Genomic DNA, 23,129 nt, shown 5'->3' on the forward strand with positions numbered 1-23,129 from the left:
CAGCACTACTGCAAGGATCGCCACAAACGGCACGCGTCCTTTCAAGTCCAGCTCTTTAAAGCTGTTGTACTTGATGTTGCTGACCATCAGCATGCCGGCAGCCGCGACCATCAACGCGACCAGGAACGACATCTTCGAACCCTGAATCCCGTAATCGCTGAACGCCCAGACAATCCCCGCCACGACACCGGCCGCTGCCGGGCTGGCCAGACCAATGAAATAACGTTTATCGGCCGTGCCAACCTGCGTGTTGAAACGCGCCAGACGCAACGCCGCGCCCGCTACATAGATGAAGGCGACCATCCAGCCGACCTTGCCCATGTCACCCAACGCCCAGCCGAAGGCCAGCAACGCCGGTGCGACACCGAACGCGACCATGTCCGACAGCGAGTCGTACTCGGCGCCAAAGGCACTTTGCGTATTGGTCATGCGCGCGACACGACCGTCGAGGCCGTCGAGCACCATGGCGACGAAAATCGCGATCGCGGCGAAAGCGAAATACTTGCTCGCATTCGCCGAATCACCGGCACTCAACGCAGCCTGAGCGCTCATCGAGTTGATGATGGAGTAAAAGCCTGCAAACAGGTTCGCAGTGGTAAACAGATTCGGCAGCAGATAGATACCACGATGCCGGACTTTACGACCTTCTGCGTCGTGCCCTTCTTCGATGTGTTCATCGATGGGCAGCAGGCTTTCGGCGTCAGAAGCCTTGTTCGGCTCTTCGGGACGTTCGCTCATGGACATTACCTTGCAACGGTTTGGAGAAATTTCGACAGGTGTTTGAGGACGACAGTTCGGCCACAAACGCTGCAGCTTTATACCAGAACCAACGGCTCAAACGAAAAAACGCGGCCGAGGCCGCGTTTTTTCATACAAGGGACGGCGACTTAGTTTTTGGCTTTGTCGACGATCTTGTTGGCACCGATCCACGGCATCATGGAGCGCAGTTGCTCGCCGATGATTTCGATACCGTGAGCGGCGTTGTTACGACGCTTGGCGGTCATCGAAGGGTAGCCGGTTGCGCCTTCGCTGATGAACATTTTGGCGTATTCGCCGTCCTGAATACGTTTCAGGGCGTTGCGCATGGCCTGACGGGACTCAGCGTTGATCACTTCCGGGCCAGTCACGTACTCGCCGTATTCGGCGTTGTTGGAGATCGAGTAGTTCATGTTGGCGATACCGCCTTCGTACATGAGGTCAACGATCAGTTTCAGTTCGTGCAGGCACTCGAAGTAGGCCATTTCTGGCGCGTAGCCAGCTTCGACCAGGGTTTCGAAACCGGCTTTAACCAGCTCAACGGTACCGCCGCACAGTACGGCTTGTTCGCCGAACAGGTCGGTTTCGGTCTCGTCCTTGAAAGTGGTTTCGATGATGCCGGTACGACCGCCACCAACGCCGGCAGCGTAGGACAGTGCAACGTTTTTGGCGTTGCCCGAAGCATCCTGGTAGATCGCGATCAGGTCAGGGATACCACCGCCTTTCACGAACTCGGAACGCACAGTGTGACCCGGAGCTTTCGGCGCGATCATGATCACGTCGAGGTCGGCACGCGGAACAACCTGGTTGTAGTGGATCGCGAAGCCGTGGGAGAAGGCCAGAGTGGCGCCTTTCTTGATGTTCGGCTCGATTTCGTTCTTGTACAGCGACGACTGGAACTCGTCCGGGGTCAGGATCATGACCAGGTCGGCAGCCGCAACAGCGGAAGCAACGTCAGTCACTTTCAGGCCGTGAGCTTCAGCTTTGGCAACAGTAGCCGAACCTTTACGCAGACCAACGGTAACGTCGACACCGGAATCTTTCAGGTTGCAAGCTTGGGCATGGCCCTGGGAACCGTAACCGATGATGGCAACTTTCTTGCCCTGGATGATCGACAGGTCGCAGTCTTTATCGTAGAAAACTTTCATGAATTTCCCCTATATATCCAGGCCGTTCAGGCCATTCGCTAATTTGGTTTAGATGCTGAGTACTTTGTCGCCGCGGGCAATGCCGGTCACGCCGCTACGGACGGTTTCCAGAATCGATGCGGTGCCGATGGACTGAATGAAGCTGTCGAGCTTGTCGCTGGTACCGGTCAATTGAACGGTATACACGCTGGCACTGACATCGACGATCTGTCCACGGTAAATATCGGTGGTGCGTTTGATCTCGGCGCGCTGGGCGCCAGTGGCCTTGACCTTGACCAGCATCAGCTCGCGCTCGATGTGAGCGCTTTCCGACAGGTCCACCAGCTTGACCACTTCGATCAGCTTGTTCAGGTTTTTGGTGATCTGCTCAATGACTTCATCGTGGCCAACGGTGGTCAGCGTCAGACGCGACAGGGTCGGGTCTTCGGTCGGGGCCACGGTCAGGCTTTCGATGTTGTAGTTGCGCTGCGAGAACAGGCCGACTACGCGAGACAAAGCGCCGGGTTCGTTTTCCAGAAGCAAGGAAATAATGTGCCGCATGATTAAGTACGCTCCGTCTTGCTCAGCCACATATCGCGCATCGAGCCGTCTTTGATCTGCATCGGATAGACGTGCTCGCTGGTGTCGACCGAAATATCGATCACCACCAGGCGATCCTTCATGGCGAACGCTTCTGCCATCTTCGACTTCAAATCTTTCGATTCGGTGATGCGTACGCCGACGTGGCCGTAGGCTTCAGCCAGCTTGACGAAGTCAGGCAGCGATTCCATGTAGGAGTGCGAGTGACGGCTGCCGTAGCTCATGTCCTGCCACTGACGAACCATCCCCAGAACACCGTTGTTCAGGATGACGATTTTTACTGGCAAGCCATATTGCAGGCAGGTCGACAGTTCCTGGATGTTCATCTGGATACTGCCTTCACCGGTGACGCAGGCAACATCGTCATCCGGGAAACTCAACTTGATGCCCATGGCCGCCGGAAAACCGAAGCCCATGGTGCCCAGACCGCCGGAGTTGATCCAGCGATTTGGCTTGTTGAACGTGTAGTACTGCGCCGCGAACATCTGGTGCTGGCCCACGTCGGAGGTGATAAAGGCGTCGCCCTTGGTCACTTCGCAGAGGGTTTCGATCACGGTCTGCGGCTTGATCAGGCTGCCGTCACCCTTTTCATAAGGGAACAAGCCGCGATCACCACGCCACTCATCAACCTGCTTCCACCAACTGGCCACGGACTCCTTGTTCGGGGTCTCGCCGATTTCCTTGAGGATCGCGACCATTTCGGTCAGGACGCTCTCAACCGGACCAACGATAGGCACGTCAGCCTTGATGGTCTTGGAAATCGATGCCGGGTCGATGTCGATGTGGATGATCTTGGCGTTCGGGCAGAACTTCGCCGCGCCGTTGATCACGCGATCGTCGAAACGCGCGCCGACCGCGAGGATCACGTCAGCATGGTGCATCGCCAGGTTGGCGGTATAGCTGCCGTGCATGCCGAGCATGCCGATGAACTGCCGATCAGTCCCCGGGAAACCACCCAGGCCCATCAACGTGTTGGTCACGGGCAGGTTGAGCAGTTTCGCCAGTTCGGTCAGCGGTGCGGAACCGTTGCCGAGAATCACGCCGCCACCGGAGTACATGACCGGACGCTTGGCCGCGAGGAGCATTTCTGCTGCCTTGCGGATTTGCCCGGAGTGACCGCGAACGGCTGGGCTGTAGGAGCGCAGCTTGGCTTTCTTCGGAAAGATGTATTCGAACTTCTCGGCCGGGTTGGTCATGTCTTTCGGGATATCGACCACGACCGGCCCCGGACGACCGGATTGCGCCAGGTAGAAGGCCTTCTTCATGACTTCCGGGATTTCCGAAGCGTGTTTGATCATGAAGCTGTGCTTCACGATCGGCCGGGAAATACCGATCATGTCGGTTTCCTGGAACGCGTCGGTGCCGACCATGGTGCTTGGCACCTGACCGGAAATGATCACCATTGGAATCGAGTCCATATAGGCGGTCGCGATACCGGTGATGGCGTTTGTGGCGCCAGGACCGGACGTCACCAATACCACGCCGGCTTTACCGGTGGCACGGGCATAACCGTCAGCCATATGGGTTGCCGCTTGTTCGTGACGAACCAGGATGTGAGTCACTTCCGGTTCTTTGAACAGGGCATCGTAAACATGCAGGAGAGCACCACCCGGGTACCCGTAGATATATTTGACGCCTTCGTCACGCAAAAAGCGGACGAGCATCTCACCGCCAGATAAAAGCTCCACGTTGTTCACCTCTAAAACGCCAGAATACCGTCCACAAAAAAGGGGCGGGTCTTAATAGGTTTACTTCTCGGCAGAGCATGAGCGACGGTGGTCGCCGACTACGTCAGCACTGACTGAGCAAGTATTGGGATCGTCCCAAGTGTTGCGGGCCTTTCCCACCCAGCGCGAGGTAACGCGTTGCGGGTGTAACAGGTCGGCGCGGATGTGCGCCTCATGATCTACCGAGTGGGTCTGCTTCTGGCAGTCCCTCTACAGCGGACTTTGGATTCTTCTGTTTCGCCCTCTCCAAGTCAAGTCGTCTGTGTGGTTAATTGTGGGTAAGCACATGAGAACGCAAGAAAAAACCTGAAAACCGCTACTCTGTTAGTGTCAATTGCGCAATTTTGCCAAGGAATCAGCATGCGAACGCTCCTCCTCACTCTGCTGATCGGCCTCAGCCCATGGTGCATGGCCGCTCAAATCTACAAATGGGTCGATGCTCAAGGGGTCACCCATTTCGATGCGCAGCCGCCACCGGGTCAGCCGTCGACGACTTTGCAGACGCCCTCCTCGACGCCGCCGAAACCGGCGGCAATGCCGGGAAGCGGTGTACTGGGCGATCAGAAAGCTATTGATGACAAGGTGAAGAAACAGGTCGCGGATCAGCAAGCGCAGCTCAAACAGTTTTGCGAGCAGGCTCGGACGAACCTGGCCCAATTGCAGAACAATCCGCGTTTGAGGGAAGAAGTGGAGGGGCAGTTGCGCCGGCTGAACGATGCACAGCGGCAGGAGCGCATCGTCGAGGCGCAGAAACAGATAAGTGAAAACTGCCAGTAGCGACTGGCAGTTTTCAATTCAGCGCGAGGCAGTGATCAGCAGGTCAAACTCTTTGAGCAGCACCTGAAGCTGACGGTCCTTGCCCTGCAGGTTGCGCTGGGCGAAGACCATTTCAGCCATTTCCTGAATACCCGAGGCATTCGGCAATGGCAGATCCTGTTCGAGGATCATCTTCATCCGTGGCAGGAAGATCCATTGCAGCCACTGCTCGAAGTCCAGTGTATCGACCGAGAATGGCTCGACACTGCTCAGCGCTTCGGCCGACGGCGTAACCTCATCCCACCAGCCCTGCGTGCGCAGCTCACGCTCGATTAGCAACAGCTGATCGGCGATTTTCGGGAAACGGGCATCCATCACAGCGAAACCTTGGCCTTCTGACGGGCCTGAGCGGCGCCGGCGGAATCACCTTGTTTCTCACGGGACTGAGCAATGATTTCCCACAGATTGGCTTGCAGGTCCGGGCGACCGTTGGCCATGGTCAGCGCACGACGGGCGAACTGCTCGGCCTGTGGTGCATCACCTTGAGCCATGCGCACCTGCGCCAAACGATAAAGCACTTGCGGCTCACGTGGAGCGACGCGCTGGGCGCGTTCCAGGCTGGACGAAGCGCCATTGAGGTCGCCACCGGCCTGTTGTTGTTGAGCTGTCGTCAGCAAGGCAAGCACCGGACCGTCCAGTTGCTCGTCTGCCGACAAGCCACCGCCACTACTGGCCGAAGGAATACCGCTCGGGGTCGACGGCATGCTGTAGCTGCCAGTGTTGATCGGCGCCGACTCAACCGCTGAAGGGTTGTACGGGCCCGGTGTGATACCTCCGGACGCAGGACCCGGCACGATCGGCGAAGAGCTGATCGGTGCAGAGGTTGTTGCGCCACCACCCGGTACCATCACCACCACGCCAGTGTCACCTTGCGGAATCGCCTGAGTCTGGCCCTGCGCAGGACGCTTGACCGTTGTTTGACGGAAACCGCCATTGGCCGAGATGCGTTCGCTGTTGGACACCGCGGTACCGGAGTCAACCACCGGAATCGAACCACGCTGTACGGTAGAGCAGCCGCTGAGCAAAGCCACGGCGGTCACCGCTGGAATCAACCACTTGTTCACTTGAAACCCTCTTTGCTTAATTCATCCAGCCCTTGACCCAATCCATCACCGACTCGCCGGAAGCAGGCGTTTCGCCCGCGCACGCGGCGCCGGGTGGCGGTTCGCTGCCGCGAATATACGGCATCTGCACCGCCCCTGGGCAGTTGGCATCGGAGCCCTGTCCGGTCCGCGAATCGACCCACGCCTGCACGACGTTGTCCGGCTGCGGCATGTCCAGCGGCAGCGGATCGGCCTTGCGCATGAAACTGGTCCACACCTGCAGCGCACCGGTGGCACCGGTGAACGGTGTCTTGCCGTTATCGTCGCGCCCCAGCCAGACCACCGCCAGCAGATCCTGACTGAAACCGGCGAACCAGCTGTCGCGGGAATCGTTACTGGTACCGGTCTTGCCGGCCAGCGTCAGAGTCTTGGGCAGCACGTTATAAACCGAGCTGCCGGTACCTTCGCGCATCACACGCTGCATGGCGTTCTGGATCAGATAAATGGACGCCGGATCGAAACGCTGCTCGATCTGGAACGGATAACGCTTGAGCGGCTCGCCCTCGGCGGTCAGCACGCTGCGAATCCCGCGCATTGGCGTGTTGAATCCACCGTTGGCCAGCGTCTGGTACATGGTCGCGACTTCGATCGGGGTCATGCCGCCAGCACCCAGCAACATCGAAGGGAACGCCGGGAACTCACGCGTTACGCCCAGACGACCGAGTGTTTTCAGCACATTCGGCACACCGACTTCCAGACCCAGACGCGAGGTCGACAGGTTGTAGGAATGCGCCAGGCCCTGATAGAGGAACACGGTGCCGTGGGAGCGGCGGTCATAGTTCTGCGGTTTCCACACCTGACCGTTCGCGCCTTTGACCGACAATGGGTCGTCCGACAGCCAACTGGTCAGGGTGTACTGACTCGGTTTCTCCAGCGCTGTCAGATAAACCGCCGGCTTGATCAACGAACCGATCGGCCGCACGGCATCCAGTGCGCGGTTGAAACCGGCGTAACTGGCTTGACGGCTGCCGATCATCGCCTGGACTTCACCAGTTTCCGGGTTGGTCACGACCATCGCTGCTTCAACGTCATCGGAGCCTTTGCGCCCAGCCAGACGTTTGAAGGTGTCGTTGACCGACGCCTCGGCTTTCATCTGCAGAATCGGGTCGAAACTGGTGAAGATACGCAGGCCTTCTTCGGTCAAGTCTTCGTCGCGGTAGTCTTCACGCAACTGGCGTTTGACCAGATCGATAAAGCCCGGGAACGAGCTGTCGGCAAGCTTGCCGCGCGTGGTCACCCCCAGCGGCATTTTCTTCGCCGCTTCGACCTGTTCAGCCGTCGCCACGCCTTGCTGCTCAAGCACGTCGAGCACCAGGTTGCGACGCTCCAGCGCACGCTCCGGATTGCGACGCGGGTTGTAGTAGGACGGACCTTTGACCATGCCGACCAGCATCGCCACCTGATGCAGCTTCAGCTCGGACAATGGCTGGCCAAAGAAGAACTGGCTGGCCAGACCGAAGCCGTGCACCGCACGCTGACCGTCCTGGCCGACGAAGACTTCGTTGAGGTAGGCCTCAAGAATTTCCTTTTTGTCGTAATGCAGCTCCAGCAGCATCGCCATCATCGCTTCGGTGAGCTTGCGGGTCAGGCTGCGTTCGTTGGTCAGGTAGAAGTTTTTCACCAACTGCTGGGTCAGCGTACTGCCGCCCTGGGTCATCTTGCCGCCAGAGGTATTGACCCAGACTGCGCGGGCAATCGACTTCGGCGACACGCCCCAGTGGCTATAAAAGTCGCGGTCTTCGACAGCGATCAGGGTTTCGAGCAGATACGGCGGCACCTGATCGAGTTTGATCAGAATGCGGTCTTCGAGGTTTTTCGGATAAATGCCGCCGATCATCAGCGGTTCGAGGCGCACCACGGAGAGTTTCGAACCGTTGGTCGCCGACAGCTCAGCGACGTAATCGCCAGAGAAACGCACGCGTACTGGCTGCGGTTTCTCCAGACCTTCGTAAAACTGGAAGCCACGGGTATTCAGATCGACTGTATTGCCGCTGACGGCTGCAGCACCGGGGCCATTGCTCACGGCTTCGCGGCGATAGCCGAGGGCATCGAGTTCGGTGAGGAAATCTTCCTTGCTGAGCTTTTGTCCGACGAACAGCTCAAGCGGGCGCGCGTAAACCTTGGCCGGGATGGTCCAGCGCTTGCCGGAGAACTTCTCCTGCACCACGGCATCGAGGTAAACGGCGAAGCCGGCCAGCACCACAAGGCCGACCAGACTGAGTTTAATGGCCCAGCTCAACCACGGGCTCAGGCCCTTGGAGGGTGGTTTTTTCTTGGTACGGGGAGATCGAGTTCGAGTCATGGCGGCGGATTATACGCACTTTATTCATCCTCAACAGGAGCGCTCCGAGGTTTGCGTCAGGCTGGCGAGCGGCCATAATGGCGACCTCGAATTTTCCCCAGTCTCTGAAGGATCGCCCGTGAGCCAGTCACTGATCGCTGCCCTGCAAAACCCGGCCCTCTACCCGCACCCTGTCGAAGGGTTTCAGGTCATCGAAACGCATATCTCGTGGGTGATCCTCACTGGCCCGTTCGCTTATAAAGTGAAGAAGCCTGTTAACTTCGGCTTCCTCGACTTCACCGGCCTCGAATCACGCGCGCATTTCTGCGCTGAAGAGCTGCGTCTGAACCAGCGCCTGACTGCTGATTTGTATCTGGAAGTGTTGCCAGTCACCGGCAGCGTTGAAGCACCGCAACTGGGCGGCGACGGCCCGGCAATCGAATATGTGCTGAAAATGCGCCAGTTCCCGCAGACCGGTTTGCTCAGCACCTTGCAAGCCAATGGCGAGCTGACTACCCAGCACATCGATGAGATGGCCGAGCAGATTGCCCGTTTCCACCTCACCGCGCCAAAAGTCCCGGCTGAACACGACGCTGGCACTCCGGACAGCGTGATGGCGCCGGTGTCGCAAAACTTCGAGCAGATCCTGCCGTTCCTCAGCGACAAAAACGACCTGCTGCAACTCGACGCACTGAAAGCCTGGGCCGAAAGCAGCTTCGAGCGTCTCAAGCCATTGTTCGCCCAACGCAAGGTCGAAGGCTTTACCCGTGAGTGCCACGGCGATATCCACCTCGGTAACGCCACGATCATCGACGGCAAAGTGGTGATTTTCGATTGCATCGAGTTCAACGAACCGTTCCGCTTCACTGACGTGTGGGCTGACACCGGCTTCCTCGCGATGGACTTGGAAGACCGTGGCCTGAAATCCCTGGCGCGCCGTTTCATCAGCCAGTACCTGGAGCTGACCGGCGACTATCAAGGCCTGGAAGTGCTGAACTTCTATAAAGCCTACCGCGCACTGGTTCGCGCCAAGGTTGCACTGTTCAGCATGCCGGCGGACGCGACCCCGGTACAGCGCGCCACTACCCTGCGCCAGTACCGCAACTATGCCAACCTGGCGGAAAGCTACAGCACCATTCCTTCGCGCTTCATGGCGATCACCCACGGCGTTTCCGCTGTCGGCAAAAGCCACGTGGCCATGCGTCTGGTCGAAGCGCTGGGCGCGATTCGTCTGCGTTCGGACGTAGAACGCAAGCGTCTGTTCGGAGAGCAAACCGTCGCCAACGACGTGCAGGCCGGCATTTACAGTGCCGACGCCAGCACCGCGACTTACGCGCGTCTGCATGAAATCGCTGAAGTGATCCTGCACGCTGGTTTCCCGGTGGTGATCGATGCCACTTACCTCAAGCGTGAGCAGCGCGACAATGCGGCGAAGATCGCCGAGGCCACCGGTACGCCATTCCTGATCCTCGACTGCAACGCGCCGCAAGCGGTGATTGAGAGCTGGCTGGCGATTCGTCAGGCGGACAAACAGGATCCGTCCGACGCCACTTTAGCCGTGATCGAAGCGCAGCAGGCCAATCGTGAACCGCTGACGCCGGAAGAAATTCTGCGCAGCAAACGCGTGCAGACCAATGAATCCGGCACGCTGGACACCGTGGTCGCGCAGATCCGTCAGCGCCTGCCCGGCCTGTAAGAAACTATTTCGGCCGTGAAGCCCTCGCTTGCTTCACGGCCGTCAAATAGTGGCACTATACTGGCGTCATAAAACCAACGGTGATATGACATGAGCCAGCCGAAACTTCTCGACACCCCGCTATATGCCTTGCTGCACAAAGACGACATCACTGGCTTCAACAAGGAGCGTCCACAGGACGGCACGATCGATATGGTCGGCGGCGACTTCCGTGGCCTCGATCTGCGTGAACTGAATGCCGATGGCGTGGATTTCCGGGACGCGTACTTCCGATCCGCCGATCTTCGCGGTATCGATTTCCGCAACGCCTCACTTGAAGGCGCAAGCCTGGCCCACGCGCAGATTTCCGGGGCGTACTTCCCGCCGGAGCTGAGCGCTGACGAGATTCTGATGTCGATGAATTTCGGTACGCGGTTGCGTTATCGCACTCGCTGATCGCCTCATTATTCCCTGGCACAACGCCTTCCCTGTAGGAGTGAGCCTGCTCGCGATATCGGTTTAACTTTCAACACATGTGTGCCTGCCAGTCCGCTATCGCGAGCAGGCTCACTCCTGCATTGATTTTTGCTCCCCCTCCATATCTGCATCCGCAGGCCGTTCAAGCCCCTTTCTTAGAAGCATTTGCGTCGAATCCGACCAAACAACCACGCTTTTCCTACTGATGGCTACACTCCTGAGAAGCTCGCCCACGCACCATTCGGCCGTCGCAAGGAGGCTTGATGAATGATGAACTGCAACACCTGAAGAATCTTGGCAAGACGTCGGCGCAATGGCTGCATGCCGTGGGCATCCATAGCGCCTCCGACTTGCGTCGCCTGGGCGCGGTGGACGCCTACCGGGCTGTGCGTACCCGCGGGTTTCGCGCATCGAAGGTGTTGTTGTATGCGATCGAAGGCGCGCTGATGGACGTGCACTGGAACGACATCCCCGCCGAGCGCAAGGACGCCCTGAACAAGCAACTAGAAGCCATTTCCTCACGCCACAAAAACTGAACGGGCATTGACCGTCATGTATTTATTGGGGGAACAATCGGCGTACGCCGATGCCATGATCAACCGTTTGCAGAGTTTGCCCGCGCTGTGGCTACGCGATCTGCTGCCTTGCGGACCGGTTCTACAACTTGAAGCGACGGACGATCTGATAACGCAGTTACCCGCTGATCAGTTGTTTCTGCTCAATGACGGCGTGATCAACGGCTACATCGGAAGCCGCCCACTGTTTTATTGGCAGGAGGGCGATGTGATCGGCCTTCAGCAGGGTGACGACTGGGCGGATTGCCGCTTATGCAGTGAGGGCACGTTGCGCCTGACGCCCTATCGACGCCCGGAGCTCTTGCAGCATTTGTTTGCCGACTCTCGTCGGGCAGAGCAGTTTCTCGAGTACCTGCTGGGGCAAGTGGCGATCCTCGCCCACGCTGTCGCGGAACTGAAACCGCGCGAGTTTCGCAGCACCAATGGCTTCAAACGGGTCGAGGTGGGTGAAATCCTGATCAATCAAGGTGACGCGGCTGATCACGTGTTCGTGATCATCGACGGCCATGCTGAAGCTTTTGTGGATGGGCACAAGGTTGGAGACGTGGCCAAGGACGAGATTTTCGGGGCCATGGCCGTGTTTACCGGCGAGCCGCGCAATGCCACGGTCATTGCCCGGGAGCCAAGCACTGTGATGCTGATTCCCGGTGAGCAATTCTTGAGCATGACCCGCACTAATCCGAAGATCGCACACAGCCTGATCGAGAGCATGGCGCGACGGATCGGCCAACTGAACAAGCAGGTCACCCAATTGAGCGCAACCAAAGGCTGACGCCACGTCCGTTGTTTCCGGGCCATTACGGCCATTTCCAAGACTAAATCAAAGAAATGAGAAAACAGTTGTTGACGCGCTAATGAGAATCGCTATGATTATCACAACTGGTCGCGAGATCAGTCGATATTCTGAAAAGCCCTTGGTTCGGACTCTCAGATTATCTCCTCATCAGGCTAATCACGGTTATTTGACCCGGTTTTTACCGGGTCTTTTTTTGCCTGTGGAAAAGTCATTTGCCGAACTGTTTGCGCATCTGCTCGCAGTAATCCTGCTTTGGCTTAGCAGGCGTATACCAAACGTAATTGGCCGTCGCGGCGTTCACTTCGCCGCCCTGCTCTGCCAGCATCAGCACTGTCGGTGACTCAATGGCGCCCAAATCCACAACATGCAGCGGCACGCCGATGTCCTTGCGCGCATGCCACGCGCCGGCCAACAACAGAGCCGGTTTCGGTGCAGCCAACAAGCGTTCGGCCATCCGTCGATCACGCTGTTGCTGAACGGCGAGCATCGCCGACATCTGTGATTCGGGCAGTAAACCGCAGTGAGATTCAGCGATCTGTTCCAGCAACGTTTCCTTCACCGACGGCGCGTTACTGTGCGCACCGTTCAGAACCGGAGGATTGCGGTAAAAGGCGCGGATTTCGCTGTTTTCAAGATTGGCCGCCAGCAGCGGATAAGTTTGCGTGAGGGCGAAACGAATGATCGGACCATAAAGATTCCAGTCCCAGCCATCCTGCCAGGCCAGCGTTTCAGGAAGACCGGACTGCGGCGATGCCGCCTGGCGAACTGCATCAACTTTTGGCTGCTGGTCGGGCGTCAACATCTCCAGCAAGAGACTGCCTTGCGGGCGTTGTTCGCCGAGTGCGCGCAACAACCATAACTGCGCGACATGATGATCGGCATTGTCATGCTGCTCGCCAATGATCAGCCGCTGCGGCGCAGCAAGACGCACCAACAGTTGCTGCGCCGTCAGCACCTCACCGCTGCGCAAATCGCGAATCTCGCCATTGATCGGCGGTGGCGCAACCACATGCTGACACCCCGCAAGCCACACCACCGCCAACAGCCACAAGCCACGCATGCAATCACCTCGATGATTCGATCAGCGGGCGATGATCAGCGGATGCCCACGCTCCGGATGCGGCTGCACCAGGACTTCGAGACCGAACACGGCTTTCAGCGAATCCGGTCGTAGCACCTGCTCCGGCGTATCCAGAGCCACCGGACGCCCGCCTTCAAGCAGCAGAATGCGATCACAATAACGCGCCGCCAGATTCAGATCATGCAGGATGACCAAGACCGCTGCACCACGATCAGCGAACTCGCGCACCGCTTGCAGCGTCGTGTGTTGATGCAGTGGATCAAGCATCGACGTTGGCTCATCCAGCAGCAACGTCTGCCCGGCCTGGCCCGGCCACAATTGCGCCAGTACTCGCGCCAGATGCACACGCTGCCGTTCGCCACCGGACAGCGCCAGATAACTGCGCCCGCTCAAGTGTCCGGCATCCGCCGCCGCCAAAGCCGCCACGATGATTTCGTCATCACGCACCCGACCGCTTTGATAGGGCAAGCGGCCCATACCGACCACTTCCTCGACGCGAAAGGCAAAATCCAGCGTCGACACTTGCGGTAACACCGCCAATCGTTGCGCACGCTGTGGGCCAGTCCATTGATTCAATGCCTGCCCGTCGAGCGAAACATCGCCCGCACTCGCCGCCAACTCACCGCACAAGGCGCCCAGCAAGGTACTTTTACCAGCGCCGTTCGGCCCAAGCACTCCGAGCACTTCACCTGGTTCCAGTTGCAGCGTGACATCGCTGAGCACTACCTTGCGACCACGCTGGATGTGCAGATTTTGCGCACGCAACATCAGGCACGTCCTCGCAGCAACAGATAAAGGAAGAATGGCGCACCGATAAATGCCGTGACGATACCGATCGGCAGCTCCGCCGGTGCCAGTGCCAACCGCGCGACCAGATCAGCCAGCAGCAACAGGCTTGCCCCCGCCAGCACCGACGCCGGTAGCAAGACTTTGTGATCCGGGCCCGCCAGCAAGCGCATCAGATGCGGCACCACCAGCCCGACAAAACCGATCATCCCCGCCGCTGCCACCGCCGCACCAACTCCCAGCGCCGTGCAGAACACCAGTTCACGCTTGAGCCGCTCGACATCGATGCCCAAATGCCCTGCCTCGGATTCCCCGAGCAGCAAGGCATTCAATGCTTTGGCGCGACGTGGCAACCACAACGCCACGCCGGCGCTGATGATCAGCAGTGGCCACAACCGCGCGTAACTGGCGCCATTGAGGCTGCCGAGGTTCCAGAAGGTCAGCGTGCGCAGGGTCGCGTCATCCGCCAGATAAGTGAACAGGCCGACTGCCGAACCCGCCAGCGCGGTCAGGGCAATACCCGCCAGCAACATGGTTGCGACGTTGGTCTGGCCATTGCGTCGACCCAGTCGATAGACCAGCGCCGTGACCCCGAGTCCGCCGAGAAACGCGCAGACCGACAACAGATACGGTCCGAACCATTCCGGCAAACCACCCAAAAACGAACCACCGACAATCGCAATCGCCGCACCCAGCGCTGCGCCACTGGAAACCCCGACCAGCCCCGGGTCCGCCAGTGGATTACGAAACAAACCCTGCATCGCCACGCCAGACAAGGCCAACACGCCGCCGACCGCCAGCCCGAGCAAGGTTCGCGGCAGACGAATCTGCCCGAGAATCAGCTCAGCCTGCTCCAGCCCCTCCGGCGCCAGCGGCACGCCAAGCATGCGCAACGCTGCGCGCAACGTATCGAACAGCGGCAGGCTCACCGGCCCCAGCGCCAACGACAGCCAGATCGCCAGCAGACAGAGAAGCGTCAGGCCAATGAACAAGCCACGGGGTTTGACCAATGTGGTCATTGGCCGCTCTTGGCCGGGTAGAAAGCGTCAGAGAGGCTTTTCAGCGCTGCCGGCAGACGCGGTCCGAGCCCACCGACCAGCAGCGTCGGATCCAGTTCCAGTACGCGACCGGTTTTGGCCGCGCGGCTTGAATTGAGAATCGGGTTCTCCTTGAACAGCGCCGCTTTCGCCGCGTCACCGGTCAACGCACGGTCGGCGAATACCAGCACCTCAGGGTCGAGGCTGGCGAGGGATTCCACGGAAAACGGTTTGTAACCGGTATGCGTCGCCAGGTTATGCCCGCCCGCCTGTTGCAGCAGCCAGTCGGCGGCAGTGTCTTTACCGGCGATCAACGGTTTGCCACCGGCATGGCCGAGCAATAGCAGCACGCCCGGCGCTTTCTGCCTGGACTGCGCGTCAGCAGCCCGCACTTTCTGCGCGTCGAGTTGCTGTTGATAACTTTCCAGCAGTTGCCTGGCCTGGGCGTCGGCGCCGAGCAATTGACCGAGACGGGTAACGTTTCTCTCAACCGTCGGCAGATCCGGCTGAGCCGAGAACAATTCCACCTGCACCTTGGCCGCTTTTACTTGCAACAGTACCGGTGGCGGGCCCATTTCTTCGGTGCCGATGAGGATATCCGGGCGCAGACTAAGAATGCCCTCGGCGGAAAGGCTGCGCTGATAGCCGATGCTCGGCAGCGCCTTCAACGACTCCGGATGCTGACTGGTGGTATCAACGCCGACCAGCTTCGACTCACCGCCCAACGCACTGACCCATTCCGACAGTGCACCGCCGGCGCTGACCCAACGTTGCGGCAAATCGGCCGCTGCAGCCTGATGGCTGACGAACAGTCCGGCACACAGCACAACAACGCGGGTACTCAGGCGCATACACAGCTTCCTTGAAAGAAGTTTTCCCGGGCATCGGCAGGACGGGCCAAGTATCCTCGACATCTGCCAGCCGCCCTGCGGACGAAGGCCGCCATTTGATAATTGTTTGCATTTAAACGTCAAGCTCGGACATATCCGGACACGAGCAGACACTAGAGGATAGCCATGAAGTTTCTCTGCGCTGGCGCCGATCTGGGCGAAGCGAAAAGCCGTGGGTTCGAGATCGACGGCAACAAGCTGTTCGCCGTGCGCCGCAGCGGCCAGGCCTATGTCTACCTCAATCGCTGCCCGCACCGGGGCGTGGGGCTGGAATGGCAACCCGACCAGTTTCTCGACCCGAGCAACAGCCTGATCCAGTGCGCCACCCACGGCGCACTGTTTCTGATCGAGGACGGTGAATGCGTGGCCGGGCCGTGCGCGGGGCAATCACTCACCGCTATCAATTGCCGCGAAGACGCTCGGGGCCTGTGGATAGATGTTTAACCGTTGAGCAGCACGTCGAGGCGCCGGTCGATGACCATCTCTTCATGGTCCAGCCGGACGCCGTAAGCCAGAACCTCAACACCACAAGCCACAGCCTCCCTTAACGCCTCGGCGTAGGCTGAATCGATTTCTTCGGCCGGCCGCACCGCTTCAATCCCGGTCAGATTGACGCAATACAACTGCACCGCGCGAATCCCGTCCCGCGCCAGATGCGCCAATTCCCGCAGATGCTTGGCACCACGCTGGGTCACGGCATCGGGAAACGCCGCTACTGCCGTTCCGTCGAAGCCAAGAGTGACGCTTTTCACTTCCACGTACGCCGGGCCGCTTGGGTATTCGAGGCGAAAATCGATACGGCTTTTTTCCTGCCCGTATGCCACTTCGCGCTTCAACGCGGTAAAGCCGTTCAACTCAGTGATAACGCCAGCCTGCAACGCTTCTTCAACCAGACCGTTGGCCCGTGCGGTATTCACGCAAAACAAGCGGCCCTGCGGGGTTTCGCCAATTTCCCAGGTTCCCGGCAATTTGCGTTTCGGGTCATTGGAGCGACTGAACCAGACCTGCCCGCCCTCGACCTGACAATTGAGCATCGAGCCGGTGTTCGGACAGTGGATGGTCAGCAACTCGCCGCTAACGGTTTCGATATCGGCGAGAAAACGCTTGTAACGCCGGATCAGGCGCGCCTCTTCCAGAGGAGGATAAAAGCGCATCAGCCTTGCCAACTCTTCAAGCCACGCGCGATACGCTCCACCGCTTCCTGTAAGCGCGGGAGGTTTTGCGTGTAGGCAAAACGCACATGGTGACTGGCCTGATAGCGACCGAAGTCCAGTCCGGGCGTGAACGCGACATGTTCTGTTTCGAGGAAATGACGGCAGAACGCGAAGGCATCGCCGCCGAACTGGCTGATATCGGCGTACAAATAGAACGCACCCTCAGGCTCCACGGCGATGTTGAAACCCAACTCGCGCAACGCTGGCAGCAGAAAGTCGCGACGACGGCCGAACTCCGCACGGCGCTCTTCCAGAATCGCGATAGTGTCCGGCTCGAAACACGCCAACGCCGCGTATTGGGCCATGCTCGGCGCGCTGATGTAGAGATTCTGCGCCAGCTTCTCCAGCTCGCTGACCGCTGCCTCCGGTGCCACCAGCCAGCCCAGGCGCCAACCGGTCATGCCGAAATACTTGGAAAAGCTGTTCAACACGAACGCACTGTCATCGACTTCCAGCACGCTGGCGGCATCGGTGCCGTACGTCAGGCCGTGATAGATCTCGTCCACCACCAGATGGCCGTGTCTGGCTTTGATGGCTGAGGATAAACCGGCCAGTTCATCGCGAGTCAGAATCGTGCCGGTCGGGTTGGCCGGCGAGGCGACCAGTGCGCCGACGCTGTCGTGATCCCAATGACGCTCGACCAGATCCGGGGTCAGTTGATAGCGCACGTCCGGGCCAACTGGCACCAACTGCGCTGCGCCTTCGACCAACCGCAGGAAGTGCCGGTTGCACGGGTAACCCGGATCCGCCAGCAACCAGTGTTTACCCGGATCGACCAGCAACGCACTGGCCAGCAACAGCGCACCGGAGCCACCCGGGGTGATCAGAATCCGTCGCGGATCGATGTTCAAGCCATAACGCGATTGATAAAACCCGGAAATCGCTTCGCGCAGCTCGGGAATGCCGCGCGCGGCGGTGTAACGGGTCTTGCCTGCCGTCAGCGCCGCTTGCCCTGCACGAATGATCGGCTCGGCGGTGGTGAAGTCCGGCTCGCCGATTTCCAGATGGATCACGTCGTGGCCTTCAGCCTGCAATTCATTGGCCCGCGCCAGCAGCGCCATCACATGGAACGGTTCGATCGCACGACTGCGCGCACTGTAGGACTGAGCCATTGGTTTTCCTTCGGCAGGGAAAAAGAGACGATTCTACCCATCTGCCGGAACGAGCGAGAACCCGTAGCGGTCACAGCCTCAAGAACGCTGGACTGTAACGATATGAGCGTACGCTCCAGGATTGACTAAAATCAGTGATTGAACAGGTCTTCAACACCGCCAGACACGGCTTGCCAAACATTTGCAAGCGCCACCCGCCGGGGCCTCGACATCCGGGAGTAGCGCAGGCCGAATTGATCTGGTAAGTTCGCCCGCTTGCAGCCGCAGGGCCGGCAGGTGTCGGTGATGGAGCAATCCTGCGCAATGGATTACAAGAGTAGAGGCGGTCCATTTCATGCCCACCCAAGCAAAGCAACAGCAGCAAACGACGATCAGCGGTTTCGAACCTTACGTTCCGAAGGCCGGTGAAGAGTACATGGGCGCCCCGATGCGTGCGCACTTCACCAAGATCCTGAACAAGTGGAAACAGGACTTGATGCAGGAAGTCGACCGTACTGTTGATCACATGAAAGACGAAGCGGCCAACTTCCCTGACCCGGCCGACCGTGCCAGCCAGGAAGAAGAATTCGCCCTCGAGTTGCGCGCCCGCGACCGCGAGCGCAAGTTGATCAAGAAGATCGACAAGACGCTGGAGCTGATTCAGGACGAAGAATACGGCTGGTGCGAGTCCTGCGGCATCGAGATCGGCGTCAAGCGCCTCGAAGCCCGTCCGACTGCGGATCTGTGCATCGATTGCAAGACCCTGGCGGAAATCAAGGAAAAGCAGGTCGGCAAGTAATCTCGACCTGAACGAAAAACGGAGCGTGCGAACGCTCCGTTTTTGTTTCTGACGTTTGCCTATGCTTTTGTAGGAGTGAGCCTGCTCGCGATAGCGGTGGGTCAGTCAATATCGGTGTTGAATGTCACACCGCTATCGCGAGCAGGCTCACTCCTACAGGTTGACCTGCATATAGCCTGAAAAGTAGTTTCGTTTCCATGACTGCCAAGACCTCCCCCGCCTACATCGGCCGCTTCGCCCCAACCCCCAGTGGCCATTTGCACTTCGGTTCGCTGGTCGCCGCCCTCGCCTCTTACCTCGACGCGCGTTCGGTCGGCGGTCGCTGGCTGGTGCGCATGGAAGATCTCGATCCGCCCCGCGAAGAACCCGGTGCGCAGACGGCGATCCTCAAGGCGCTGGAAAGTTACGGCTTTGAATGGGACGGCGAGATGGTGCGCCAGAGCGATCGGCACGATGCCTACGCCGAAGTGCTCAATAGCCTGTTCAATCACGGTCTGGCGTACGCCTGCACCTGTTCGCGTAAACAGCTCGAACCTTACAACGGCATCTATCCGGGCCTGTGCCGCAATGCCGGCCACGACCAGCAGAATGCGGCCATCCGCCTGCGTGTGCCTGAACTGGAATATCACTTCATCGACCGCGTCCAGGGCGAGTACCGCCAGCATCTGGGGCGCGACGTCGGCGATTTCGTGATCCGTCGCCGCGACGGCCTCTACGCCTACCAATTGGCCGTGGTGCTCGACGATGCCTGGCAAGGCATCACCGACATCGTCCGCGGTGCCGACCTGCTCGACTCGACACCGCGCCAGCTCTATCTGCAGGAATTGCTGGGAATGCGCCAGCCGCGTTACTTGCACCTGCCGCTGATTACCCAACCGGACGGCAACAAGCTCGGCAAGTCCTACCGCTCGCCGCCGCTTGAAGCGGATCAAGCCACGCCATTGTTACTGCGAGCCCTGCGCGCCTTGGGGCAAAATCCCGGCGCCGAACTGGCCTATGCCTCGCCACAAGAAGTGCTGGCCTGGGGCTGCGCGCACTGGGATGCCAGCAAGATCCCGCGCACACTGACCCTGCCCGAGGCGCAACTGCTATGACGACACTTGCAGTCGTGCGCCCATCCGTTACCATCGCCGCACGTTTTCGGGCACGCGCATAAAAAAGAGAGGCCGGGATGTACATCTATCGCTTGGTCCTGCTTTTAGTCGTGGGGATCTACCTGTTTTCCCCTGCCATCATGGATTGGTGGATCGACGCTACGGGCGCCTGGTATCGCCCCTATCTGCTCTGGCTGATCCTGATTGTCGTAACCTTCATCCTGCAGAGCCAAAAAGATGCCGATGAGCTTTAGCCTGACCCAGATGATCCTGGTCAGCGCCGCGTACCTGGCGGTGCTGTTCGGCGTTGCCTGGATCAGCGAACGGGGCATGATCCCGCGCGCGATCATTCGCCACCCGTTGACCTACACCTTGTCGCTGGGGGTTTACGCCAGTGCGTGGGCGTTCTACGGCACGGTGGGGCTTGCCTATCAGTACGGCTACGGCTTTCTTTCCAGTTATCTCGGTGTGTCCGGCGCGTTTCTGCTGGCGCCGGTGCTGCTTTATCCGATCCTGAAAATCACCCGCACCTATCAACTGTCGTCATTGGCCGATCTGTTCGCGTTCCGCTTTCGCAGCACCTGGGCCGGCGCACTGACTACGATTTTCATGCTGATCGGCGTACTGCCGCTGTTGGCGTTGCAGATTCAGGCAGTGGCCGACTCCATCGGCATCCTCACGGGAGAACCCATCCAGAGCCGCGTGGCTTTGGCGTTCTGTGCGCTGATCATTCTGTTCACGATCTTCTTTGGCTCTCGGCATATCGCTACGCGTGAAAAACACGAAGGGCTGGTCTTCGCGATTGCCTTTGAATCGGTGATCAAACTGGTCGCCCTTGGCGGCGTCGGTCTGTACGCGTTGTACGGCGTATTCGACGGCCCGCAACAGCTTGAATTGTGGCTGCTGCAGAACCAGACCGCCCTCGCCGCTTTGCACACGCCGTTGCAGGAAGGCCCTTGGCGCACACTGCTGTTGGTGTTTTTCGCCTCGGCGATCGTGATGCCGCACATGTACCACATGACCTTTACCGAAAACCTCAACCCGCGCTCACTGGTCAGCGCCAGTTGGGGTTTGCCGCTGTTCCTGCTGCTGATGAGTCTGGCAGTACCGCTGATCTTGTGGGCTGGCCTGAAACTCGGCGCCACGACCAACCCGGAATATTTCACCCTCGGCATCGGCATCGCCGCCAACAGCAAACCGCTGGCGTTGCTGGCTTACGTCGGTGGCTTATCGGCGGCCAGCGGATTGATCATTGTGACCACGCTCGCGCTGTCGGGCATGGCGCTGAACCACTTGGTGTTACCGCTCTATCAGCCGCCGGCCGAAGGCAATATCTACCGCTGGCTGAAATGGACCCGCCGGGCGCTGATCGTCGCGATCATCATGGCCGGTTTCGGCTTCTACCTGATGCTCGGCGCCGAGCAGGATCTGGCCAACCTCGGCATCGTCGCGTTTGTCGCGACCCTGCAATTCCTGCCCGGTGTGTTGTCGGTACTGTACTGGCCGACCGCCAACCGTCGCGGCTTTATCGCCGGTCTGCTGGCGGGCATTATGGTCTGGGTAGTGACCATGCTGCTGCCGCTGGTCGGCAATCTGCAGGGTTTCTACATCCCGCTGCTGAACATGATTTACGTGCTCGACGACACCAGTTGGCACATGGCTGCAATCGCCTCGCTGGCTGCAAACGTCTTGATGTTCACTCTGATCTCGCTGTTCACCAACGCCAGCCCCGAAGAAGCCAGCGCCGCCGAAGCCTGCGCTGTGGATAACGTTCGTCGCCCGCAGCGGCGTGAGCTGCACGCGGCCTCGCCACAGGAGTTCGCCACACAACTGGCGAAACCGTTGGGCGCCAAGGCTGCGCAGAAAGAAGTCGAACAAGCGTTGCGTGATCTCTATCTGCCATTCGACGAGCGCCGCCCTTATGCTCTGCGCCGTTTGCGTGACCGAATCGAAGCCAACCTCTCTGGCCTGATGGGCCCGAGCGTGGCCCAGGACATGGTCGAAACCTTCCTGCCTTATAAGGCGGGCGGCGAAAACTATGTTACCGAAGACATCCATTTCATCGAAAGCCGCCTCGAGGATTACCACTCGCGCCTTACAGGTTTAGCCGCCGAACTCGATGCCTTGCGCCGTTACCACCGCCAGACCCTGCAGGAACTGCCGATGGGCGTTTGCTCGCTGGCCAAGGATCAAGAGATCCTGATGTGGAACAAGGCCATGGAAGAACTCACCGGGATCGCCGCGCAGCGTGTGGTCGGTTCGCGCCTGAGCACCATCGGCGAGCCGTGGAAAGAATTGTTGCAAGGTTTCATCAATCTGCCCGACGAGCATTTGCACAAACAGCATCTGGCCCTCGACGGCCAGACCCGCTGGCTGAACCTGCACAAAGCGGCGATTGATGAACCGCTCGCTCCGGGTAACAGCGGTCTGGTGTTACTGGTAGAGGATTTGACCGAAACGCAGATGCTCGAAGACAAACTGGTGCACTCCGAACGGCTGGCGAGCATTGGTCGTCTCGCGGCGGGAGTTGCCCACGAAATCGGCAACCCGGTCACCGGCATCGCCTGTCTGGCGCAAAACCTGCGCGAGGAGCGCGAAGAAGACGACGAACTGACGGAAATCAGCGGGCAGATTCTCGAACAGACCAAACGCATATCGCGCATCGTCCAGTCGCTGATGAGTTTCGCCCACGCCGGCAGCCATCAGCACAGTGACGAGCCCGTTTGCCTGGCGGAAGTGGCGCAGGATGCGATTGGCCTGCTGGCGCTGAACCGGCGCAATTTCGAAGTGCAGTTCTACAACCTGTGCGATCCGGATCACTGGGTCGAAGGCGACCCGCAGCGGCTCGCTCAGGTCTTGATCAATCTGCTCTCCAACGCCCGCGACGCCTCGCCGCCGCACAGTGCGGTACGGGTCAAGAGCGAAGCCGGCGAACACACGGTCGATCTGATCGTCGAGGACGAAGGCAGCGGTATTCCGAAGAACATCATGGACCGATTGTTCGAACCCTTCTTCACCACCAAGGATCCTGGCGAAGGCACCGGTCTGGGCCTTGCACTGGTCTATTCCATCGTTGAAGAGCATTATGGACAAATCACCATCGACAGCCCGGCTGATGTACAAAGCCAACGCGGCACCCGTATCCGGGTGACCTTACCGCGTCATGTCGAAGCGACGTCCGCTGTGAACTGAGACCGTCGAGAG

General features: G+C 59.3%; 23 protein-coding genes (1 of these 23 only partly in view). 10 read left to right on the forward strand and 13 right to left on the reverse strand.

Going from position 1 to position 23,129, the window contains the following annotated elements; all coding sequences use genetic code 11:
* The 4 genes from pssA to U6037_RS24520 all read right to left on the reverse strand — a co-directional run.
* Positions 1–738: the 5' portion of a CDP-diacylglycerol--serine O-phosphatidyltransferase gene (gene pssA, locus U6037_RS24505; RefSeq protein ID WP_016983477.1), read on the reverse strand. The gene continues 120 nt to the left of window position 1, outside the view; 738 of the gene's 858 nt are visible here — the first part of the coding sequence; it begins with the start codon at positions 736–738; the stop codon falls past the left edge of the window.
* A gap of 149 nt (positions 739–887) precedes the next feature.
* The gene (gene ilvC, locus U6037_RS24510; protein WP_003228216.1) at positions 888–1,904 is read right to left on the reverse strand and encodes a ketol-acid reductoisomerase; all 1,017 of its coding nucleotides are present in this window, start codon (positions 1,902–1,904) and stop codon (positions 888–890) included.
* A 48-nt stretch (positions 1,905–1,952) separates the two neighbouring features.
* Complete coding sequence (ilvN, locus tag U6037_RS24515) at positions 1,953–2,444, reverse strand: acetolactate synthase small subunit (RefSeq protein ID WP_003176102.1); 492 nt, start codon at positions 2,442–2,444, stop codon at positions 1,953–1,955.
* 2 nt (positions 2,445–2,446) lie between these two features.
* Entirely contained in the window at positions 2,447–4,171 is a 1,725-nt protein-coding gene (locus U6037_RS24520) for an acetolactate synthase 3 large subunit (protein ID WP_322844816.1), read from the reverse strand.
* A gap of 399 nt (positions 4,172–4,570) precedes the next feature.
* Between U6037_RS24520 and U6037_RS24525 the strand changes: the two genes are divergently transcribed.
* Positions 4,571–4,987, forward strand: a complete 417-nt coding sequence (locus U6037_RS24525) for a DUF4124 domain-containing protein (RefSeq protein WP_322844817.1) — start codon at positions 4,571–4,573, stop codon at positions 4,985–4,987.
* Between the two features lie 18 nt (positions 4,988–5,005).
* On the opposite strand, the gene U6037_RS24530 is transcribed toward U6037_RS24525, so the two are convergent.
* From U6037_RS24530 to mrcB, 3 genes are read right to left on the reverse strand one after another with little or no spacing between them, the layout of a single operon-like run.
* The gene (locus tag U6037_RS24530; RefSeq protein ID WP_322844818.1) at positions 5,006–5,341 is read right to left on the reverse strand and encodes a YqcC family protein; all 336 of its coding nucleotides are present in this window, start codon (positions 5,339–5,341) and stop codon (positions 5,006–5,008) included.
* A complete protein-coding gene (locus U6037_RS24535) occupies positions 5,341–6,090 on the reverse strand; it encodes a hypothetical protein (RefSeq protein WP_322844819.1) in 750 nt (249 codons plus the stop codon). The genes U6037_RS24530 and U6037_RS24535 overlap by 1 nt, the downstream gene beginning before the upstream one ends.
* A 16-nt stretch (positions 6,091–6,106) precedes the next feature.
* On the reverse strand, positions 6,107–8,431 hold the full coding sequence (gene mrcB, locus U6037_RS24540) for a penicillin-binding protein 1B (RefSeq protein WP_322844820.1): 2,325 nt from the start codon (positions 8,429–8,431) through the stop codon (positions 6,107–6,109).
* 118 nt (positions 8,432–8,549) lie between these two features.
* On the opposite strand from mrcB, the gene U6037_RS24545 reads away from it, so the two are divergent.
* From U6037_RS24545 to U6037_RS24560, 4 genes are all read left to right on the forward strand, one after another.
* Positions 8,550–10,106 carry an AAA family ATPase gene (locus U6037_RS24545; protein ID WP_322844821.1) on the forward strand — a complete coding sequence of 519 codons (1,557 nt, stop codon included), beginning with the start codon at positions 8,550–8,552 and terminating at the stop codon, positions 10,104–10,106.
* Between the two features lie 90 nt (positions 10,107–10,196).
* Positions 10,197–10,541, forward strand: coding sequence for a pentapeptide repeat-containing protein (locus tag U6037_RS24550; protein WP_322844822.1), 345 nt, complete (start codon positions 10,197–10,199; stop codon positions 10,539–10,541).
* Between the two features lie 284 nt (positions 10,542–10,825).
* Positions 10,826–11,098, forward strand: coding sequence for a TfoX/Sxy family protein (locus U6037_RS24555; RefSeq protein ID WP_003228231.1), 273 nt, complete (start codon positions 10,826–10,828; stop codon positions 11,096–11,098).
* Between the two features lie 16 nt (positions 11,099–11,114).
* Complete coding sequence (locus tag U6037_RS24560; RefSeq protein WP_322847359.1) at positions 11,115–11,909, forward strand: cyclic nucleotide-binding domain-containing protein; 795 nt, start codon at positions 11,115–11,117, stop codon at positions 11,907–11,909.
* Positions 11,910–12,141: 232 nt separating this feature from the next.
* Here U6037_RS24560 and U6037_RS24565 read toward each other — a convergent pair whose 3' ends face one another.
* The 4 genes from U6037_RS24565 to U6037_RS24580 are packed head-to-tail and all read right to left on the reverse strand — an operon-like array spanning position 12,142 to position 15,688.
* On the reverse strand, positions 12,142–12,993 hold the full coding sequence (locus U6037_RS24565) for a ChaN family lipoprotein (protein ID WP_322844823.1): 852 nt from the start codon (positions 12,991–12,993) through the stop codon (positions 12,142–12,144).
* Between the two features lie 21 nt (positions 12,994–13,014).
* Positions 13,015–13,782 carry a heme ABC transporter ATP-binding protein gene (locus U6037_RS24570; RefSeq protein ID WP_322844824.1) on the reverse strand — a complete coding sequence of 256 codons (768 nt, stop codon included), beginning with the start codon at positions 13,780–13,782 and terminating at the stop codon, positions 13,015–13,017.
* Positions 13,782–14,765, reverse strand: a complete 984-nt coding sequence (locus U6037_RS24575; protein WP_322847360.1) for an iron ABC transporter permease — start codon at positions 14,763–14,765, stop codon at positions 13,782–13,784. Before U6037_RS24575 ends, U6037_RS24570 begins: the two co-directional genes overlap by 1 nt.
* 50 nt (positions 14,766–14,815) lie before the next feature.
* Positions 14,816–15,688, reverse strand: a complete 873-nt coding sequence (locus tag U6037_RS24580) for a heme/hemin ABC transporter substrate-binding protein (RefSeq protein ID WP_322844825.1) — start codon at positions 15,686–15,688, stop codon at positions 14,816–14,818.
* 165 nt (positions 15,689–15,853) lie between these two features.
* Between U6037_RS24580 and U6037_RS24585 the strand changes: the two genes are divergently transcribed.
* Positions 15,854–16,171, forward strand: a complete 318-nt coding sequence (locus U6037_RS24585; RefSeq protein WP_322844826.1) for a Rieske (2Fe-2S) protein — start codon at positions 15,854–15,856, stop codon at positions 16,169–16,171.
* Here U6037_RS24585 and sfsA read toward each other — a convergent pair.
* Together sfsA and U6037_RS24595 are read right to left on the reverse strand one after the other, a co-directional pair.
* Positions 16,168–16,881, reverse strand: a complete 714-nt coding sequence (gene sfsA / locus U6037_RS24590) for a DNA/RNA nuclease SfsA (RefSeq protein WP_322844827.1) — start codon at positions 16,879–16,881, stop codon at positions 16,168–16,170. The two genes, U6037_RS24585 and sfsA, sit on opposite strands and share 4 nt — an antisense overlap.
* Positions 16,881–18,053, reverse strand: coding sequence for a pyridoxal phosphate-dependent aminotransferase (locus tag U6037_RS24595; protein WP_322844828.1), 1,173 nt, complete (start codon positions 18,051–18,053; stop codon positions 16,881–16,883). Before U6037_RS24595 ends, sfsA begins: the two co-directional genes overlap by 1 nt.
* A gap of 334 nt (positions 18,054–18,387) precedes the next feature.
* On the opposite strand from U6037_RS24595, the gene dksA reads away from it, so the two are divergent.
* The 4 genes from dksA (at position 18,388) to U6037_RS24615 (ending at position 23,117) form a co-directional block, all read left to right on the forward strand.
* Positions 18,388–18,831 (forward strand): RNA polymerase-binding protein DksA, encoded by a 444-nt coding sequence (gene dksA / locus U6037_RS24600; RefSeq protein WP_064118688.1) that lies wholly within the window; start codon positions 18,388–18,390, stop codon positions 18,829–18,831.
* Between the two features lie 197 nt (positions 18,832–19,028).
* Complete coding sequence (gene gluQRS / locus U6037_RS24605; protein ID WP_322844829.1) at positions 19,029–19,925, forward strand: tRNA glutamyl-Q(34) synthetase GluQRS; 897 nt, start codon at positions 19,029–19,031, stop codon at positions 19,923–19,925.
* A 77-nt stretch (positions 19,926–20,002) separates the two neighbouring features.
* Positions 20,003–20,179, forward strand: a complete 177-nt coding sequence (locus U6037_RS24610; RefSeq protein ID WP_003176118.1) for a hypothetical protein — start codon at positions 20,003–20,005, stop codon at positions 20,177–20,179.
* Positions 20,163–23,117 (forward strand): sensor histidine kinase, encoded by a 2,955-nt coding sequence (locus U6037_RS24615; protein ID WP_322844830.1) that lies wholly within the window; start codon positions 20,163–20,165, stop codon positions 23,115–23,117. Before U6037_RS24610 ends, U6037_RS24615 begins: the two co-directional genes overlap by 17 nt.
* Positions 23,118–23,129: the final 12 nt, after the last annotated feature.

The sequence above is a fragment of the Pseudomonas sp. B33.4 genome, assembly GCF_034555375.1.
GTDB lineage: Bacteria > Pseudomonadota > Gammaproteobacteria > Pseudomonadales > Pseudomonadaceae > Aquipseudomonas.

What these genes read in the sequence shown, in the direction of transcription:
- gluQRS (WP_322844829.1), top strand. Translation starts at nt 19,029, where the DNA reads ATGACTGCCAAGACCTCCCCCGCCTACATCGGCCGCTTCGCCCCAACC.
- U6037_RS24555 (WP_003228231.1), top strand. Translation starts at nt 10,826, where the DNA reads ATGAATGATGAACTGCAACACCTGAAGAATCTTGGCAAGACGTCGGCG.
- U6037_RS24595 (WP_322844828.1), bottom strand. Translation starts at nt 18,053, where the DNA reads ATGGCTCAGTCCTACAGTGCGCGCAGTCGTGCGATCGAACCGTTCCAT.
- ilvC (WP_003228216.1), bottom strand. Translation starts at nt 1,904, where the DNA reads ATGAAAGTTTTCTACGATAAAGACTGCGACCTGTCGATCATCCAGGGC.
- U6037_RS24585 (WP_322844826.1), top strand. Translation starts at nt 15,854, where the DNA reads ATGAAGTTTCTCTGCGCTGGCGCCGATCTGGGCGAAGCGAAAAGCCGT.
- dksA (WP_064118688.1), top strand. Translation starts at nt 18,388, where the DNA reads ATGCCCACCCAAGCAAAGCAACAGCAGCAAACGACGATCAGCGGTTTC.
- ilvN (WP_003176102.1), bottom strand. Translation starts at nt 2,444, where the DNA reads ATGCGGCACATTATTTCCTTGCTTCTGGAAAACGAACCCGGCGCTTTG.
- U6037_RS24615 (WP_322844830.1), top strand. Translation starts at nt 20,163, where the DNA reads ATGCCGATGAGCTTTAGCCTGACCCAGATGATCCTGGTCAGCGCCGCG.
- U6037_RS24530 (WP_322844818.1), bottom strand. Translation starts at nt 5,341, where the DNA reads ATGGATGCCCGTTTCCCGAAAATCGCCGATCAGCTGTTGCTAATCGAG.
- U6037_RS24550 (WP_322844822.1), top strand. Translation starts at nt 10,197, where the DNA reads ATGAGCCAGCCGAAACTTCTCGACACCCCGCTATATGCCTTGCTGCAC.
- U6037_RS24570 (WP_322844824.1), bottom strand. Translation starts at nt 13,782, where the DNA reads ATGTTGCGTGCGCAAAATCTGCACATCCAGCGTGGTCGCAAGGTAGTG.
- U6037_RS24525 (WP_322844817.1), top strand. Translation starts at nt 4,571, where the DNA reads ATGCGAACGCTCCTCCTCACTCTGCTGATCGGCCTCAGCCCATGGTGC.
- U6037_RS24580 (WP_322844825.1), bottom strand. Translation starts at nt 15,688, where the DNA reads ATGCGCCTGAGTACCCGCGTTGTTGTGCTGTGTGCCGGACTGTTCGTC.
- U6037_RS24560 (WP_322847359.1), top strand. Translation starts at nt 11,115, where the DNA reads ATGTATTTATTGGGGGAACAATCGGCGTACGCCGATGCCATGATCAAC.
- mrcB (WP_322844820.1), bottom strand. Translation starts at nt 8,431, where the DNA reads ATGACTCGAACTCGATCTCCCCGTACCAAGAAAAAACCACCCTCCAAG.
- U6037_RS24610 (WP_003176118.1), top strand. Translation starts at nt 20,003, where the DNA reads ATGTACATCTATCGCTTGGTCCTGCTTTTAGTCGTGGGGATCTACCTG.
- sfsA (WP_322844827.1), bottom strand. Translation starts at nt 16,881, where the DNA reads ATGCGCTTTTATCCTCCTCTGGAAGAGGCGCGCCTGATCCGGCGTTAC.
- U6037_RS24565 (WP_322844823.1), bottom strand. Translation starts at nt 12,993, where the DNA reads ATGCGTGGCTTGTGGCTGTTGGCGGTGGTGTGGCTTGCGGGGTGTCAG.